The following is a 13,711-nucleotide window of genomic DNA, read 5'->3' on the forward strand; positions in this document are numbered from 1 at the left end:
TAACCCGTCCCCATACAGTCCGCGTACCATTTGAATCTGCATCATGAATCAACCCGCCCCCGAAAAGCTCGCCCAACTCCGCCAGGCCCTCGAGGCCTATGAGAATGGAGCGGCAGGGGGCGGGCTTTTTGATCGAGAGGCAGAAGAGGCCAAGGCCAAAGTCCGCTCTCGTGCCCTGGGCCTTTTGGATCAGCGCTCTAGGTCCCGGAAAGAGCTTCATGATCGTCTAGTCAAAGCCGAGTTTGAGCCAGATGTCGTTGAGGACGTGCTGGATGATTTGGCCCACGCGGGGCTGGTGAACGATACCGCTTTTGCACACGAGTGGGTGCGCCAACGACATAAGCGGCGCGGCAAGTCCAGCTCGGTTCTCAACAGGGAATTGCGGGAAAAGGACGTGAGCGAGGCCGACCGTGCTGAAGCGCTCGAGCAGATTGACCCTGCCGATGAAGAAGCCATGGCACAGGCCCTTGCGGAAAAGAAGGCTCGCTCCATTAAATCCGTACCGGAGGATCGCAAGGAGCGCGACAAGGCCCTACGCCGCATCGTGGGTGTGCTGGCACGCCGCGGCTTCAATGAAGGGATGTCGCTACAGATCGCAATCGCAGCCCTTGACGCGCGGTGCGCGGAACTGCGCGCAGAGGACTGATACGGCCAAGGCAGGGTAGCGCCGGAATGGCTAAGTCCGGCAGTTATGAGATGCCTAGCTTCATGGCTAAACTATGCCGACGTGGAGCAGACAATCGCAGATAACCGTACTTATGAAGTCCGAACTTTCGGCTGCCAGATGAATGTGCACGATTCAGAGCGCATCTCTGGCCTCTTGGAGGAGGCCGGCTACGCGGCCGCCGGCGAAGGCGTGGAGCCAGATCTCATCGTCTTTAATACCTGCGCCGTGCGCGAAAATGCCGATAAACGGCTCTACGGCACCTTGGGTGCCTTGAAGAAGACAAAGGAAAATCATCCCGGCATGCAAATTGCCGTGGGTGGTTGCTTGGCGCAGAAAGACAAGGACACCGTCCTAGATAATGCCCCGTGGGTTGACGCTGTCTTTGGCACTCACAATATGGCGGCCCTGCCGACGCTGCTGGAGCGCGCCCGCCATAACGATGAAGCACAGGTGGAAATCGTTGATTCGCTCGAGGCTTTTCCGTCCGTCTTGCCGGCCAAGCGTGAGTCTGCCTATGCCGGTTGGGTTTCTGTTTCTGTAGGCTGCAATAACACCTGCACCTTCTGCATTGTTCCTTCCCTGCGCGGCAAGGAAGAGGACCGCCGGCCCGGCGATATCTTGGCCGAGGTCAAAGCCCTAGTAGATCAGGGCGTATCCGAGGTAACTTTGCTGGGACAAAACGTCAATGCCTATGGCGTCAATTTCGCCGACCCCGATATGCCGCGCGACCGTTTCGCCTTTTCTAAGCTTTTGCGCGAGGTAGGCAAGATCGAAGGCCTTGAGCGCCTGCGTTTTACCTCCCCGCACCCGGCGGAGTTTACTTCCGACGTCATCGATGCCATGGCCGAGACCCCTGCCGTGTGCCCGCAGTTGCATATGCCGCTGCAGTCCGGCTCCGACAAGGTCCTTAAGGACATGCGCCGTTCCTACCGCACTAAGAAGTTCCTGCGGATTTTGGACGAAGTACGGGAGAAAATTCCGCACGCCGCAATCACGACCGATATCATCGTGGGCTTCCCAGGCGAGACCGAGGAAGACTTCCAAGACACCATGGAGCTTGTGCGCCGCGCTCGCTTTGCCTCGGCCTTTACCTTCCAGTATTCGCCGCGTCCGGGAACCCCGGCTGCGGAAATGGAGGACCAGATTCCTAAGGAGGTCGTCCAGGATCGTTTCGAGCGTCTCGTTGCCCTGCAAGATAGCATCCAGGCCGAGGAAAACAAGAAGCTCATCGGCACGGATGTGGAGCTTTTGGTGCAGGCCGAAGGCGGCCGCAAAAACGATGAAACCCACCGCATGACCGGCCGCGCCCGCGATGGCCGCCTAGTGCATTTCACCCCGGTTGATTCGGAAGGCACGGATATTTCGGCGGAGATTCGCCCGGGCGATGTGGTGCATACCCAGGTCACTGGTGCGGGCTCCTTCTTCTTGCTTGCCGACGCCGCCGTGACCTCCCACACCCGCACCAAGGCCGGCGATATGTCTGCTGCCGGCGAAACCCCTACCACGGCACCTATTGGTGTCGGCTTGGGATTGCCGTCGATTGGCAAGCCCGCGGCAGCCGAGTCCGGCGATCCCTGCGGTTGCTAGCAGGGGAGTAGGCTAGGGAGCCATGACTGAGGAACATTCGACCACCGCAGCCCACAATGCAGCTAACGCTGAGCGGAGAGCAGCTCAAACAATGGACCTCGGCGGTCACAAGGTTACGCTGTGCATTGCAGTGGTGGCGTATATCCTCTACCTGATTTTGCCCTACGCCGGTCCAGCCCACGGTTGGGAGGCATTGACGTTCGGCACCACATCTAGTGGCGTGAGGATTTCCATCATGGAAACCGTCTCCGCGTGGCTCGCGCTCATTGGGTTGGGCGTTCTTACTCCGGTGACGCTGTTTACCCGTCGCGCTACGCCGGGGCTCATCGCGTGGATGTTGGTGACGGTGTCCTTCTTCGCCAACCTATGGGGTTTCTGGTTCCGTGGTTCTACCGCCGACGGGGCGTCGTTGGGAATGTGGGTAGGGATGCTGGCTACCTTCCTAGCATTTCTGGCCTATAGTATGGTGGCGCTGCGCCGCAGCCCAGAGCAGAAGGCAGCCGAAGCCCGCGTGCGCGCCACCGCCGGACAGCTCGATGAGGTGGGCGAATTTCAATCCAGGATTGACGCGGCACCGCAGCGGGAGCCACTGGTGGACAATCGCCGCAAGCAAGCCGCCGAACGCCACCGCGCCCAGCGCGGCGAGCAGTAGGCCTACCGCCACTAGTCCCGCAGCCGCAATTCCCACGCAGAAGAGCGGGAGAGTTCCCGGGCGCCCAGGCTGCGGTAAATGGCATTCATGGCCGCGCCCTTGGCGGCAACGGAACAATAGCAGCGCCGTACCCGCGGCCAATAGTCTGCCACCTCATGCAGCGCTGTGAGCTTGGCTAGCTGTGCAAGTCCGCGACGTCGGTGCGGACGATCGGTGACAGTCAGAGTCCACTCGCATACCTCAGGATTCGCGTCCTCGTGCCGAGCCATTTCGGTTAGTGCGAGTATGCTCCCGTCCTCGGCGGTGAGTGCGATAAGAAGCGTGTGCCCGCGGCGAGAGCGCAGGCGGCTGTGCGCTTCGCGCAATCGAGCACGCGTCCACACGATGGGCTCCACCGTCAGATCACCAGTTTCCGCGTCAGCGGAAGCTAGGCTAAGCAGCCGCATGACCTCGTCGAGGTAGTCCTCGGGGATGTCGTAATCCGGCCAGACGCGGGCGGTGATTCCCGCCGGGAGCAGCGCTGCGACAGGGCTTTCGGGGATGTCCATCACCAGCTGGTGCTCCGCATGCCTTTGCGTAAATCCCAACTCGCGGTAGATACTGCCCATAGCGTCGTAGTCTGGGTCCGCGCCCGGCGGGTGCAATAGTCCTACGTGCGCTACGGTGCGGCCGAGTTTACGGGCCAGCTCCAGCGCCTTCGCACCCATCCACTCGGCGACCTTGCGCCCTTCCTCATCGAGCTGTTCGCCAGGAAGGGGCAAATCGCACAGCACGCATTCAATCTCTGCGGTCTCGCGCTCCTCCAAAAGCGGCAGGCTAATGTGGATGAACCCGAGGTAATCCAGCTCCGGGCTCGGCTCCACCGAGGGGATAAGCGGCAGGCCAAGTTCAGAAACCTCACCAAGGGTGGAGTCGCCGTCCACTACGGCAAAAAGATGGGTCTGTGATTCGCTAGAACCTTGCAGACGTTGAACCACGCGGCCCGGCGACGTCGATGCCGCGGCATCGCCGCTTGCTTCTTGGGCCGCCAAGTTGGCCCAAAAGACGAAGCTGCGAATGCAGTCCGCAGGTTCGCTGGGCCGGGCGTGAGCGGTAGGCGAGTGCGGCCGCGGTGGCCGCGCAATGTGGACGAGGTGCACTACTTATCGTTGACGGCGTTAGCGGCGGCGTCGGCGAAAGCCTGCCACTGCTCGGCCTGCGCGCGCAGATCAGCGGCCTTTTTCGCATCGCCCTTGGCCTCAGCTGCCTCGGCCTGAGAGTTAAACTCATCGACCTTAGCCTGGAACTGCGCCACGCGTGCTTGCGCCTCTGGGTCAGTGCGGCGCCACTCGGACTTTTCTGCTTCGGTGACGCGCTGCTCCAGCGCCTCAATCTTGGACTCGTACTCGCGCACCTGCTTGCGGGGAACGAAGCCTACCTCTTCCCACTTTTCCTGCAGCTCGCGCAGCTTAGCCTTCGCACCTTCGATGCCCTTGGACGGGTCGATCTGGCCGTCGTACTCCGCAATCAAGGCGTCCTTGGCCTTGGCATTTTCTGCAAACTCACGGTCGCGCTCGTCATTGACGGCATTGCGGGCATTGAAGAACTTGTCCTGGGCGGCGCGGAAGCGGGCCCACAGCTTATCGTCCACGTCGCGCGGGGCGCGGCCGGCGGCCTTCCACTCGGTCATCAAATCGCGGTAGGCGCGGGCGGTGGGTCCCCACTCGGTGGAATCCTGGATGGCCTCGGCACGCTCGACGAGTTCTTCCTTCTTCTTGCGGGCAACCGCACGGGCGCGGTCCAGCTCGGCAAAATGGGAGCCGCGACGGCGGTTGAAGGAGTCGCGGGCGCGGGAGTAGCGCTTCCATAGGGCATCGTCGGTCTTGCGATCAATGCCCTTAATTTGCTTCCACTCTTCCAGGATGGCGCGAATGCGGTCGCCTGCGGCCTTCCATTCGGTGGAGTTTTCGGCAATTTCTTCTGCCTCAGCTGCCAGCTTTTCCTTGGCAGCGATAGCTTCCTCGCGGCGGCGCTCCTTATCGGCCTGCGCCTGCTCGCCGGCTTCTACCGAGTGCTCAATGACGGCAACAAGGCGGCGGTCAAGTGCTGCGATATCACCGATGACCGCAGCGGTAGGCAGGGTGTCGCGCAGTTGCGCTGCGGTCTTTTTGATGCCAGCGGCCTCGCTGGGGTTGGCGCGCAGGCGCGCCTCGAGCAGTTCAATTTCGGTGGAGAGATCGTCGTAGCGCGCGCCGTAGTGCTGTAGGCCCTCCTCGGGGGTGCCGGCCTGCCATTCGCCAATCTTGCGTTCGCCCTCCGGAGCGGAAACGAAGACGGAACCATCCGCGTCGACCCGGCCCCACTTGGCCGGGTCATTCTTGCTGGGTGTCTGGACGGGAACAGGCTTTGCGGTGGGACGAGGGCCCTTCTTGGGCATGGAACCTGGGGTAGGGATGGGAGACATGACAAGCCCTCCTATGCATAGATCGCCGCGCGTCACGGCTGCCGAATAAAATCACTGGATACATTACCGCGAATATTCCGCGCGTGCCCAGATTCTATTTAATTACCTCCACTTGGGTAGATAGTATGGAGGAATAATGTTCAATCTCATGGTAATGCCAGCCTCACCCGCGCTGGCCGTGGAGCTTTCCTCCAATGACGCCGCCTCTCGCGCACTGCTTGCCGCTGCCCGCACCCTTGCGGTGGAAGCTGCGGCCGCCGGCATAACGCAGGTAGATATCGTCGGCAGCCAGGACAAGCGCTGGTACACCGCCCACACCGGCAGCTTAAAGGCGTGGGGTGCGGCCACGAACCTAGGCGGCGGCAATTATCTGCCCGAGATTATGGCCCGTTACGTGCTGCACAGCGTGCCGCAGCTTAACGCCCGCGCTAGCCGGGAGCACATTGGCCAGCCGGATCCGGCGGCGCTCACCATCGTCGTGGCAGATGGCAGCGCGGGCCTGACCGAACGCGCCCCCTTAGCGCTCGTTCCCGGTGCCCAGGAAGCGCACGAGTGGTGCGAGGAGGTGCTCATGGGGGCGTCGGCAAGCAAGGCAGGCGAGTGGCTTTCCCAGCGCGGTGTGGTAGAGCCCGCACTGTGGGAGGAGTTAGCAGGACTACAACCAAAGAAGGCGCAGTTGCTGGCCACCGACGCCACCCTGGGGGTTGGCCGCTACGTTGCAGGGTGGGAGGTCTAATGCGCCCGATTGCAGTGTTTGGACCCACCGCCTCCGGCAAATCTGCGCTGGGGTTGGCGCTGGCGCAGGAGCTAGACGGCGAGGTGGTCAATGTCGATTCCATGCAGCTCTACCGCGGCATGGACATTGGCACCGCCAAGCTCACCCCGGCCGAGCGCGAGGGAATCCCGCACCACCAGCTCGATGTGTGGGACGTGACCGAAACCGCTTCTGTGGCGCGCTACCAGCGCGATGCCATCGCGGACGTGGAAAGCATCATGGCCCGCGGCAAGACGCCAATCCTGGTTGGCGGCTCGATGCTTTATGCCCAAGCGCTTGTCGACGACTGGCAGTTCCCACCCACCGACCCCGCCGTCCGCGCCAAGTATGAAGCCCGGCGCGTAGAAATCGGGACCGATGCCCTGCACGAGGAGCTGGCGCAGGTGGACCCGGCCGCGGCCAAAATCATTGAAGATAAGGATCCACGGCGCACCGTGCGCGCCCTGGAAGTCATCGAGTTGACCGGCAAGCCCTATAAAGCCAGCCAACCGCCGAAAGACGCCTCGCCGCGCTGGGGTACCCGTTTGCTCGGCCTGCGCACCACCGCAGATTGGCTTAATCCGCGCATCGAGCTGCGTACCCGCCAGATGTTTGAGCGCGGACTCATCGAGGAAGTCGAGCGCCTCCAATCCCAGGGCTTGGTCGCCGATTCCACGGCCGGGCGCGCCATCGGCTATGCGCAGGTATTCCAAGCCCAGCGCGGCGAACTCACCTGGGATGAGGCCGTTGAGCGCACGATTACCGGGACACGGCGCTATGTGCGCCGCCAACGCTCGTGGTTCAATCGCGACAAGCGCATCGCGTGGTTGGATGCCGCGGGCGATACGACCGCCCAGGCGCTGCGCGCGCTAGGGTAGGGAGCATGAAATTTGCCAAGGGTCATGGAACTGAGAACGACTTTGTCATCGTCGAAGACCACGCGGCCGCCACGCCGCTTGCCCCCGAGCGCGTAGCGGCGCTGTGCGATCGCCGCGCCGGTATTGGCGGCGACGGGTTGCTGCGCGTCGTGCGCGCCGAGGCGTTGCTCGCGGCCGGAGAAATCGAGGCCTTGGCCGAGGGCATCGCGCCCACTGACTGGTTCATGGATTATCGCAACGCCGACGGTTCCGTGGCCGAAATGTGCGGCAACGGCACCCGCGTTTTCGCCCACTGGCTGCGCTCGCGCGGCCTCGTGGAAGAAGACGAGTTCACCATCGGCACCCGCGCCGGCGCCAAGCGCGTGACGGTGCACTCGTATGATGAGCACGCGGCGGAGGTCACCGTGGAGATGGGACCGGCCGAAGTAACGGGTGTATCCACCGCGTCCATGGCAGGGGAAAGCTACGCCGGTCTGGGCGTTGACATGGGCAACCCCCACCTCGCGGCCGTGGTGCCGGGGCTGGACGCCGAGGAACTTGCGGCCAAGACTTTCGAGCAGCCCGTCATTGATGATTCTTTCTTCCCCGCCGGCGTGAATGTTGAGGTCGTGACCCCTCTGCGCGATGGCCACGTGCACATGCGCGTCTTTGAGCGCGGGGTAGGAGAGACCCGCTCTTGCGGCACCGGCACCGTGGCGGCCGCGACCGCCGCGCTTGCCGACGCCGCCGTTGACCACACCACCACCCCTCACGGCACCGTGCACGTACACGTTCCCGGCGGGGAAGTGACCGTGGGCATCTATGAAGGTGGCTCGCGCTTGACCGGCCCGTCCGCGATCGTCGCCACCGGCGAGACCTCGCTTTAGGCCGCGTAGCGCGCGGCGCACGCAGTGAGCGGTGAGCGCTTAGGCGCTGCGCCCTTCGCCTTCCTCTTCCTCGAACGCTTGCTCTTCGAGGGCTTGGCGGCGCAGGGCGCGATTTTTTACTTCGTTCTTTTCATACTTCGGCCCGAGCGCAAAAGCGGCTCGGCGGGCCGACAGCCAGGTTTCCTTGAGCTCGCGGGCTCGTTCATCGGTCACCTTCAGCAAGGACTCCAGCTCGTTGGTGCTGACCTCTTCCGCGTTGACGCGCAGGTTCAACCGGCGCAGGAAGCGTCGGGCGCCCGAAATTTCATAGTGGAAGGCTTCGATGGTGGGGTCGGAGCAATCCAGATCTAAAAGCGCCGGCCGGTAGAGCGTGCGGTCCGCGATCTTCTCGGCCGCCTCGGAGGACCGGAAGTCTTCGTACTCCGCCAAGACGTCCTCAATATCTTCGGCAGAGAGCCGAATAGAGCTGCGCAGCGCCGCCTGCTCCGAGGCATCCGGCCGGGTGTGGAGCATAAGCAGTGCCGCCGCGATAAGTAGTGCCGCGATGAAAACCCCGGGAAGTTTTAGGGTTGCCACAACCGCCACTGATCCCACCAGGATCAGCGCGAGAACCAGTACCCGCCGGTTTCTCGCATTTTCCGGGAAGGGCATCCACACAGCTATTCCACCAGACCTTCGCGTCAGCTCTTAATGACCGCCGCAGCCGCAGCCACTAGAGCCACAACCGCAGCCAGCGCCGTCGCCGCAGCCACCGCTGGGCATTTCAATAGAAGCCGTCAGCAGGGCGGTGCCGGCCACGATAGTGTCCTTAGCAGGCAGCTCGTCGCTACCCGCCGGCAGGCAGAGATCGAAGGGGAAGAGGCCGTCCATGACGAGGTGGGCGAATTTCTCGCCGGTTAGCTCATTGGTACGCCACTCGGATTCCATGACGCGGGCCGCAAAGGTAGCGGCTGGGGTAGGAACCTCCGCGCCAGAGCCGGAGGAAATTACCTTCGCCCCCGCAGACTCAAAGAGCGCCGGGAATTCGCCCTCGGCCGCCTCATAGGCATCGGCAGACTCGTAGGTGCGGACATCGAGGCCCATGGCGGTGAGGGAGATTTGCTGCCATTGCTGCAAGGGTTCGTCGGCAAGCAAAGGCCCCTGCGCCAGGTTCGCGGTGGCCTGGGCGATGGTGGTGCCGAAAGGATCGATAATTTCCAGCAGGGCAAGAACATCGTTGACCATCTCTACGTGGGCGAACCCTTGCGTAACCGCATTGAAGCCGATGAAAGTAGCAAAAGGTTCCACCGCGAGAATATTGAGCTGCGCGCCCGATGGATCGGTGAACTGAATCAGCTGGCCACCGCGTACCTCACCGGTAACGGCCAAGCGATCGCTAGCAATAGCGGCCTCGACGGCGTCCTGCCAGCGTTCGAAATTGAGGCCAATGGCCTGCATCTCGGTATTCTGCTTCACCCCAGTGTCCTTATCGTTCATGCCCGCCATTGTATCGCCTTGTGCAGCCAGCTAAGAATCCGCAATTCCCGCTTTCGGCCGCAACGTGCCAAAATGAAGGGCAGTATGACCGAATTTTCCCAGCACAATAACGACGATCTCCTCGCCCGCGCGTTCCGCGATAACGACGCCCCGGCCACACCAGAGGCGACGCCCACCACCGGTGACCTTGACCTGGCAGAGCGTAACGCCTTCCGCCGCGTTACCCGTGAGACCACCATCCGCGCCGAAGACACCACCGATGGCTATGAGGTGGAGTATCGTAAGCTGCGCCTCGAGCGCGTCATCCTGGTTGGCGTGTGGACCGAAGGCACCGTGGCCGAAGTTGAAGCCACCATGGACGAGCTCGCGGCGCTGACCGAGACCGCCGGCGCCGAAGTAGTAGAGATGATCTACCAAAAGCGCGATAAGCCTGATTCCGGCACCTTTATTGGATCCGGCAAGGTCAAGGAATTGCGCGACATCGTTGAAGCTACCGGTGCCGATACCGTGGTGTGCGATGGCGAGCTCAATCCTGGCCAGCTCACCGCTCTCGAGCGCGCGCTTAACACCAAGGTCATTGACCGCACGATGCTCATCCTCGATATCTTCGCCCAGCACGCCAAGTCCAAAGAAGGCAAGGCACAAGTCTCCTTGGCGCAGCTGGAATACCTCTACACCCATACCCGTGGTTGGGGCGGCAACCTTTCGCGCCAGGCGGGCGGCCGCGCCGGCTCCAATGGCGGCGTCGGCCTGCGTGGTCCCGGTGAGACCAAGATCGAGACGGATCGCCGCCGCATCCGCACGGAGATGGCCCGGTTGCGCAAGGAGCTGCGCGCTATGAAGACCGCCCGTGAGGTCAAGCGTTCCAAGCGCCAGCGCTCAACCATCGCGCAGATAGCTATTGCCGGCTACACCAATGCTGGAAAGTCCTCGCTCATCAACGCCATGACCGGCGCCGGCGTGCTGGTGGAGGACGCACTCTTTGCCACGTTGGACCCCACGACTCGCCGTGCCACGCTTGCCGACGGTCGCCAAGTCGTCTTCACCGACACCGTCGGCTTTGTCCGCCACCTGCCCACGCAGCTGGTCGAGGCCTTCAAATCCACCTTGGAAGAGGTGCTGGCCGCCGATATTATGTTGCACGTGGTCGATGGCTCTGACCCCTTCCCGCTCAAGCAGATTGAGGCCGTCAACCAGGTCATTTATGATATTGTCGCGGAAACCGGGGAACAGGCCCCGCCCGAGATCATCGTGATCAATAAGATCGACCAGGCCGACCCGCTAGTGCTCGCCGAGCTGCGCCATGTACTCGACCACGAAGACGTCGTCTACGTATCCGCGCGCACGGGCGAGGGAATCGACGAACTTACCGCGCGCGTGGAGCTCTTCCTCAACTCCCGCGACAGCCACGTCAAGCTGCAGGTTCCCTTCACCCGCGGCGATGTGGTGGCCCGCGTACACGCCGAGGGCACGGTGCGCCACGAGGAGTACACGGCCGATGGCACGCTTGTCGACGTCCGCCTTCCCGCACCCACCGCCCGCGAACTCGCCGAATTCATCGTGGAGGAAGTTTCCTAAAACCACCCCGGGTGATCCATAATTAAGGCTCGTGAGCTTAAAAGGTTGGACCGTCCACGGAGACGGTAAAAGGATTGCACCGGGCGCGGTCGTGGCGCCGGAAGAACGACTCAGCTGGGGCCGAACCATCGGCATTGGAATGCAGCACGTGGTGGCCATGTTCGGCGCTACGCTTTTGGTTCCCACCCTGACCGGATTCCCCGTCAATACGACGCTGCTCTTTTCCGGCCTCGGAACCATTTTGTTCCTGCTTATCACGCGCAACCGGTTGCCGTCTTACCTCGGTTCCTCGTTCGCGTTCATCGCGCCGCTTTCGGCGTCGCAGCAGTACGGCATCGCCGCGCAGGCAGGCTCCATTCTGGTCACCGGCCTCGTCTTGGCCGCGGTGGGTGTGGCAGTCAAAATCGCCGGCCGCCGCGTCCTAGACGCCGTCATGCCGCCGGCCGTGACCGGTGCAATCGTGGCCCTTATCGGCCTGAACCTGGCGCCGAACGCGGCCGAGAACTTCGCCTCCCAGCCGCTCGTGGCCGCCGTGACACTGCTCGTCATCTTGCTGGCCACCGTCGCCGGCCGCGGCATGGTCTCGCGTCTGTCCATCCTGCTCGGTGTGGTCGTCGGCTGGATTTTCGCCGCGCTGACCGGCAACCTCGGCGATGACGCCGTGGCGGCCATCGATGCCGCCCCGTGGGTGGGCCTGCCGGAATTCCACGCGCCTTCCTTCAACGTCTCCGCCATTGCCGTGGCACTTCCTGTGCTGGTAGTTCTCATCGCGGAAAACGTCGGCCACGTCAAGGCTGTCTCCGAGATGACAAAGCGCGATCTCGATGACCTAGCCGGTGACGCTCTGATTGCCGATGGCCTCGCGTCCACCCTTGCCGGCGGCTTTGGCGGCTCCGGTACCACGACCTACGCCGAAAATATCGGCGTGATGGCCGCAACCCGTGTATATTCCACCGCCGCCTACTGGGTAGCAGCCTTTACCGCCATCCTTTTGGCCTTCGTGCCGAAGTTTGGTGCGCTGATTTTCACCATCCCGACCGGCGTTCTGGGCGGCGCCTGCATCGTGCTGTATGGACTCATCGGCATGCTGGGTGTGCGTATCTGGATGGATAATAAGGTTAATTTCAATAACCCGGTCAACCTGACTGCGGCCGCAGTGGCGCTTATCGCGGGCATCGGCAACCTGACCCTCACCGTGGGCGGGGTCTCCCTCGAGGGCATTGCGTGGGGCTCGGTAGGCATCATCGTGGCTTATCCGATTATGAAGAAGCTTTACGATTCCGTCGGCGAGGGTCACGGCGCCAAGTACTAATTTTCAACCTGTGGATAACTGCCCGTCGCGCGACCGCGGCGGGCATTGTTGTTGACGGGCCAACGCGGGTTATCCACAGTGCGCCGCTATGTGCCTCGCATAGGCGCGCGGGGTCTATTTAACTCAGCGGCATGACCGCATTGGACGCATACTTAAACGCAGTGAACGCCGGCATGGACATTGTCGCCGCCGTTCAAGGGCTTAGCGATCGCGAGCTCATCGCGCGGGGCGCCTCCGACATTGCCGCGCGCGACCTGCTGCGTCTATGCGATACCTATTTCGGCCGGTGCGGCTTTCCTGCCAAACAGCGAGCGGCGCGGCAGACTAGGCATTCCCTTGACGTGCTACTGCTGATTGAAAAATACGCCTTGCGCTTGCCGACGCAGCGCGATGCCTGGACCCTACGCACCGAACTGTGTGCCTTTCGCGGCAGCGCCACCGCCCTGGAAAAGCGTGCCCGCGCTTTGGTACGCGAGCTGCGACCGCGCCGCGCGCCCGAAAAGGGAGTGCGCATTACCCGCCGCTCCGGCGGCCCATGGTCACTGACCATTACCGGGGATTCGGCCGATGTGGCGGATATGCACGCTGCATTGGATGCCAATAAGCCCCTGGAATCTGCCAAAGACCTCTTCTTTGGCAAGGCGGATGCGACGCGGGCGACGGTGACGACGCAGGTGGTTCTCACACTCGACGAGCTCGACCGCGTAGTAGACGGAGACGGCGAGGAAATCACCCTCCAACTCACCAATGGCGCTCGAATCACCGGAGCGGAGCTTGTCACGCGGACACTGAGCGACCACGGCTATGTCACGCTCGTCCATCCCCACGAGGGGCCGGTCAATCTCTACCGCACCTCGCGCGTAGCCAACGACAAGCAGCGGCTCATGGCGGCTGCGGTCAACCCGGTATGCCCGTGGGAGAGCTGTAACTACCCCGCCGACAAGTGCCAGATTCACCACCTCAAAGCCTGGAAGCATGGCGGCGAGACCAACGCTGCGAACCTTGCGACCTGCTGTCCCTATCACAATGGTGTCAATGACGATGACCCCAACGCCCCGCCGCGCCGTGGCCGGCTAGCCCGGGTGCGCGGGCAGGTGACGTGGGTGCCACCGTGGGGATAGGTGGCGTCGGCAAGCGAAAAGCTCCCCACCGCAAGGGCGGGGAGCCTAAAGTGGAACCTTTTTAGGACTTAGGAAGCGTCCAGGTCCTTCTCGATGAGAGCAGCAATCTTTTCCACTGCTTCTTCGTTTTCAGAAGTAACGGTAACCTCATCGCCCTGTTCTGCGCCAAGAGCCATGATCATCAGGGAAGAGGCCGCATCGGTCTCATCCTCATCATCATCGCCGACCAGGTTGAGGAAGATATCCTCATCGAACTCGCCGGCAGCGTCCGCGATAATAGATGCAGGACGTGCGTGCAGGCCTACAGAGGAGCCAACCTTTACAGTCTTGGAAGCCATGGAAAATATCCTTTCTTACGGGGATTTTTAGAATCCAGT

General features: G+C 62.4%; 14 protein-coding genes. 9 read left to right on the forward strand and 5 right to left on the reverse strand.

Annotated elements, in window-relative coordinates; genetic code table 11:
- Window positions 1-43: 43 nt before the first annotated feature.
- The 3 genes from recX to QP884_RS01485 are packed head-to-tail and all read left to right on the forward strand — an operon-like array spanning window position 44 to window position 2,906.
- Window positions 44-646 (forward strand): recombination regulator RecX, encoded by a 603-nt coding sequence (gene recX / locus QP884_RS01475; RefSeq protein ID WP_284820325.1) that lies wholly within the window; start codon window positions 44-46, stop codon window positions 644-646.
- A gap of 45 nt (window positions 647-691) precedes the next feature.
- Entirely contained in the window at window positions 692-2,254 is a 1,563-nt protein-coding gene (gene miaB, locus QP884_RS01480) for a tRNA (N6-isopentenyl adenosine(37)-C2)-methylthiotransferase MiaB (protein WP_284820327.1), read from the forward strand.
- A 22-nt stretch (window positions 2,255-2,276) separates the two neighbouring features.
- The gene (locus QP884_RS01485) at window positions 2,277-2,906 is read left to right on the forward strand and encodes an Rv2732c family membrane protein (RefSeq protein WP_284820329.1); all 630 of its coding nucleotides are present in this window, start codon (window positions 2,277-2,279) and stop codon (window positions 2,904-2,906) included.
- 11 nt (window positions 2,907-2,917) lie between these two features.
- On the opposite strand, the gene QP884_RS01490 is transcribed toward QP884_RS01485, so the two are convergent.
- Window positions 2,918-4,045: a GNAT family N-acetyltransferase gene (locus QP884_RS01490; protein ID WP_284820330.1), complete on the reverse strand. Its 1,128-nt coding sequence runs from the start codon at window positions 4,043-4,045 to the stop codon at window positions 2,918-2,920.
- Window positions 4,045-5,349: a DUF349 domain-containing protein gene (locus tag QP884_RS01495; protein WP_284820332.1), complete on the reverse strand. Its 1,305-nt coding sequence runs from the start codon at window positions 5,347-5,349 to the stop codon at window positions 4,045-4,047. The genes QP884_RS01490 and QP884_RS01495 overlap by 1 nt, the downstream gene beginning before the upstream one ends.
- Before the next feature lie 136 nt (window positions 5,350-5,485).
- Between QP884_RS01495 and QP884_RS01500 the strand changes: the two genes are divergently transcribed.
- Genes QP884_RS01500 through dapF form a run of 3 tightly spaced genes read left to right on the forward strand, consistent with a single transcriptional unit; the run spans window position 5,486 to window position 7,847 of the window.
- On the forward strand, window positions 5,486-6,085 hold the full coding sequence (locus tag QP884_RS01500) for a hypothetical protein (protein ID WP_239228331.1): 600 nt from the start codon (window positions 5,486-5,488) through the stop codon (window positions 6,083-6,085).
- Complete coding sequence (gene miaA / locus QP884_RS01505; protein ID WP_284820336.1) at window positions 6,085-6,981, forward strand: tRNA (adenosine(37)-N6)-dimethylallyltransferase MiaA; 897 nt, start codon at window positions 6,085-6,087, stop codon at window positions 6,979-6,981. Before QP884_RS01500 ends, miaA begins: the two co-directional genes overlap by 1 nt.
- Window positions 6,982-6,986: 5 nt before the next feature.
- Entirely contained in the window at window positions 6,987-7,847 is an 861-nt protein-coding gene (dapF, locus tag QP884_RS01510) for a diaminopimelate epimerase (RefSeq protein ID WP_284820338.1), read from the forward strand.
- A gap of 39 nt (window positions 7,848-7,886) precedes the next feature.
- On the opposite strand, the gene QP884_RS01515 is transcribed toward dapF, so the two are convergent.
- Window positions 7,887-8,498 carry a hypothetical protein gene (locus QP884_RS01515; RefSeq protein ID WP_251067651.1) on the reverse strand — a complete coding sequence of 204 codons (612 nt, stop codon included), beginning with the start codon at window positions 8,496-8,498 and terminating at the stop codon, window positions 7,887-7,889.
- A gap of 36 nt (window positions 8,499-8,534) precedes the next feature.
- A complete protein-coding gene (locus tag QP884_RS01520; protein WP_284820339.1) occupies window positions 8,535-9,332 on the reverse strand; it encodes a hypothetical protein in 798 nt (265 codons plus the stop codon).
- A gap of 75 nt (window positions 9,333-9,407) precedes the next feature.
- Here QP884_RS01520 and hflX point away from each other — a divergent pair, with 75 nt between their 5' ends.
- The 3 genes from hflX (at window position 9,408) to QP884_RS01535 (ending at window position 13,334) form a co-directional block, all read left to right on the forward strand.
- A complete protein-coding gene (gene hflX, locus QP884_RS01525) occupies window positions 9,408-10,901 on the forward strand; it encodes a GTPase HflX (RefSeq protein ID WP_284820340.1) in 1,494 nt (497 codons plus the stop codon).
- A 31-nt stretch (window positions 10,902-10,932) separates the two neighbouring features.
- Window positions 10,933-12,213, forward strand: coding sequence for a uracil-xanthine permease family protein (locus tag QP884_RS01530; RefSeq protein ID WP_239194056.1), 1,281 nt, complete (start codon window positions 10,933-10,935; stop codon window positions 12,211-12,213).
- Window positions 12,214-12,344: 131 nt separating this feature from the next.
- Entirely contained in the window at window positions 12,345-13,334 is a 990-nt protein-coding gene (locus tag QP884_RS01535) for an HNH endonuclease signature motif containing protein (protein ID WP_284820341.1), read from the forward strand.
- A gap of 68 nt (window positions 13,335-13,402) precedes the next feature.
- Here the strand turns inward: QP884_RS01535 and QP884_RS01540 are convergent, their stop codons facing one another.
- Window positions 13,403-13,672: an HPr family phosphocarrier protein gene (locus tag QP884_RS01540; RefSeq protein ID WP_005325102.1), complete on the reverse strand. Its 270-nt coding sequence runs from the start codon at window positions 13,670-13,672 to the stop codon at window positions 13,403-13,405.
- Between the last annotated feature and the right edge of the window lie 39 nt (window positions 13,673-13,711).

It is taken from the genome of Corynebacterium tuberculostearicum, assembly GCF_030229345.1.
Taxonomy (GTDB): Bacteria; Actinomycetota; Actinomycetes; order Mycobacteriales; family Mycobacteriaceae; genus Corynebacterium; species Corynebacterium tuberculostearicum_G.

Excerpts from the sequence above, each read along its gene's own strand:
- QP884_RS01540 (WP_005325102.1), bottom strand. The coding sequence starts at position 13,672 with ATGGCTTCCAAGACTGTAAAGGTTGGCTCCTCTGTAGGCCTGCACGCA.
- QP884_RS01495 (WP_284820332.1), bottom strand. The coding sequence starts at position 5,349 with ATGTCTCCCATCCCTACCCCAGGTTCCATGCCCAAGAAGGGCCCTCGT.
- hflX (WP_284820340.1), top strand. The coding sequence starts at position 9,408 with ATGACCGAATTTTCCCAGCACAATAACGACGATCTCCTCGCCCGCGCG.
- QP884_RS01515 (WP_251067651.1), bottom strand. The coding sequence starts at position 8,498 with ATGCCCTTCCCGGAAAATGCGAGAAACCGGCGGGTACTGGTTCTCGCG.
- miaB (WP_284820327.1), top strand. The coding sequence starts at position 692 with ATGAGATGCCTAGCTTCATGGCTAAACTATGCCGACGTGGAGCAGACA.
- QP884_RS01485 (WP_284820329.1), top strand. The coding sequence starts at position 2,277 with ATGACTGAGGAACATTCGACCACCGCAGCCCACAATGCAGCTAACGCT.
- dapF (WP_284820338.1), top strand. The coding sequence starts at position 6,987 with ATGAAATTTGCCAAGGGTCATGGAACTGAGAACGACTTTGTCATCGTC.
- recX (WP_284820325.1), top strand. The coding sequence starts at position 44 with ATGAATCAACCCGCCCCCGAAAAGCTCGCCCAACTCCGCCAGGCCCTC.
- QP884_RS01500 (WP_239228331.1), top strand. The coding sequence starts at position 5,486 with ATGTTCAATCTCATGGTAATGCCAGCCTCACCCGCGCTGGCCGTGGAG.
- miaA (WP_284820336.1), top strand. The coding sequence starts at position 6,085 with ATGCGCCCGATTGCAGTGTTTGGACCCACCGCCTCCGGCAAATCTGCG.
- QP884_RS01520 (WP_284820339.1), bottom strand. The coding sequence starts at position 9,332 with ATGGCGGGCATGAACGATAAGGACACTGGGGTGAAGCAGAATACCGAG.
- QP884_RS01535 (WP_284820341.1), top strand. The coding sequence starts at position 12,345 with ATGACCGCATTGGACGCATACTTAAACGCAGTGAACGCCGGCATGGAC.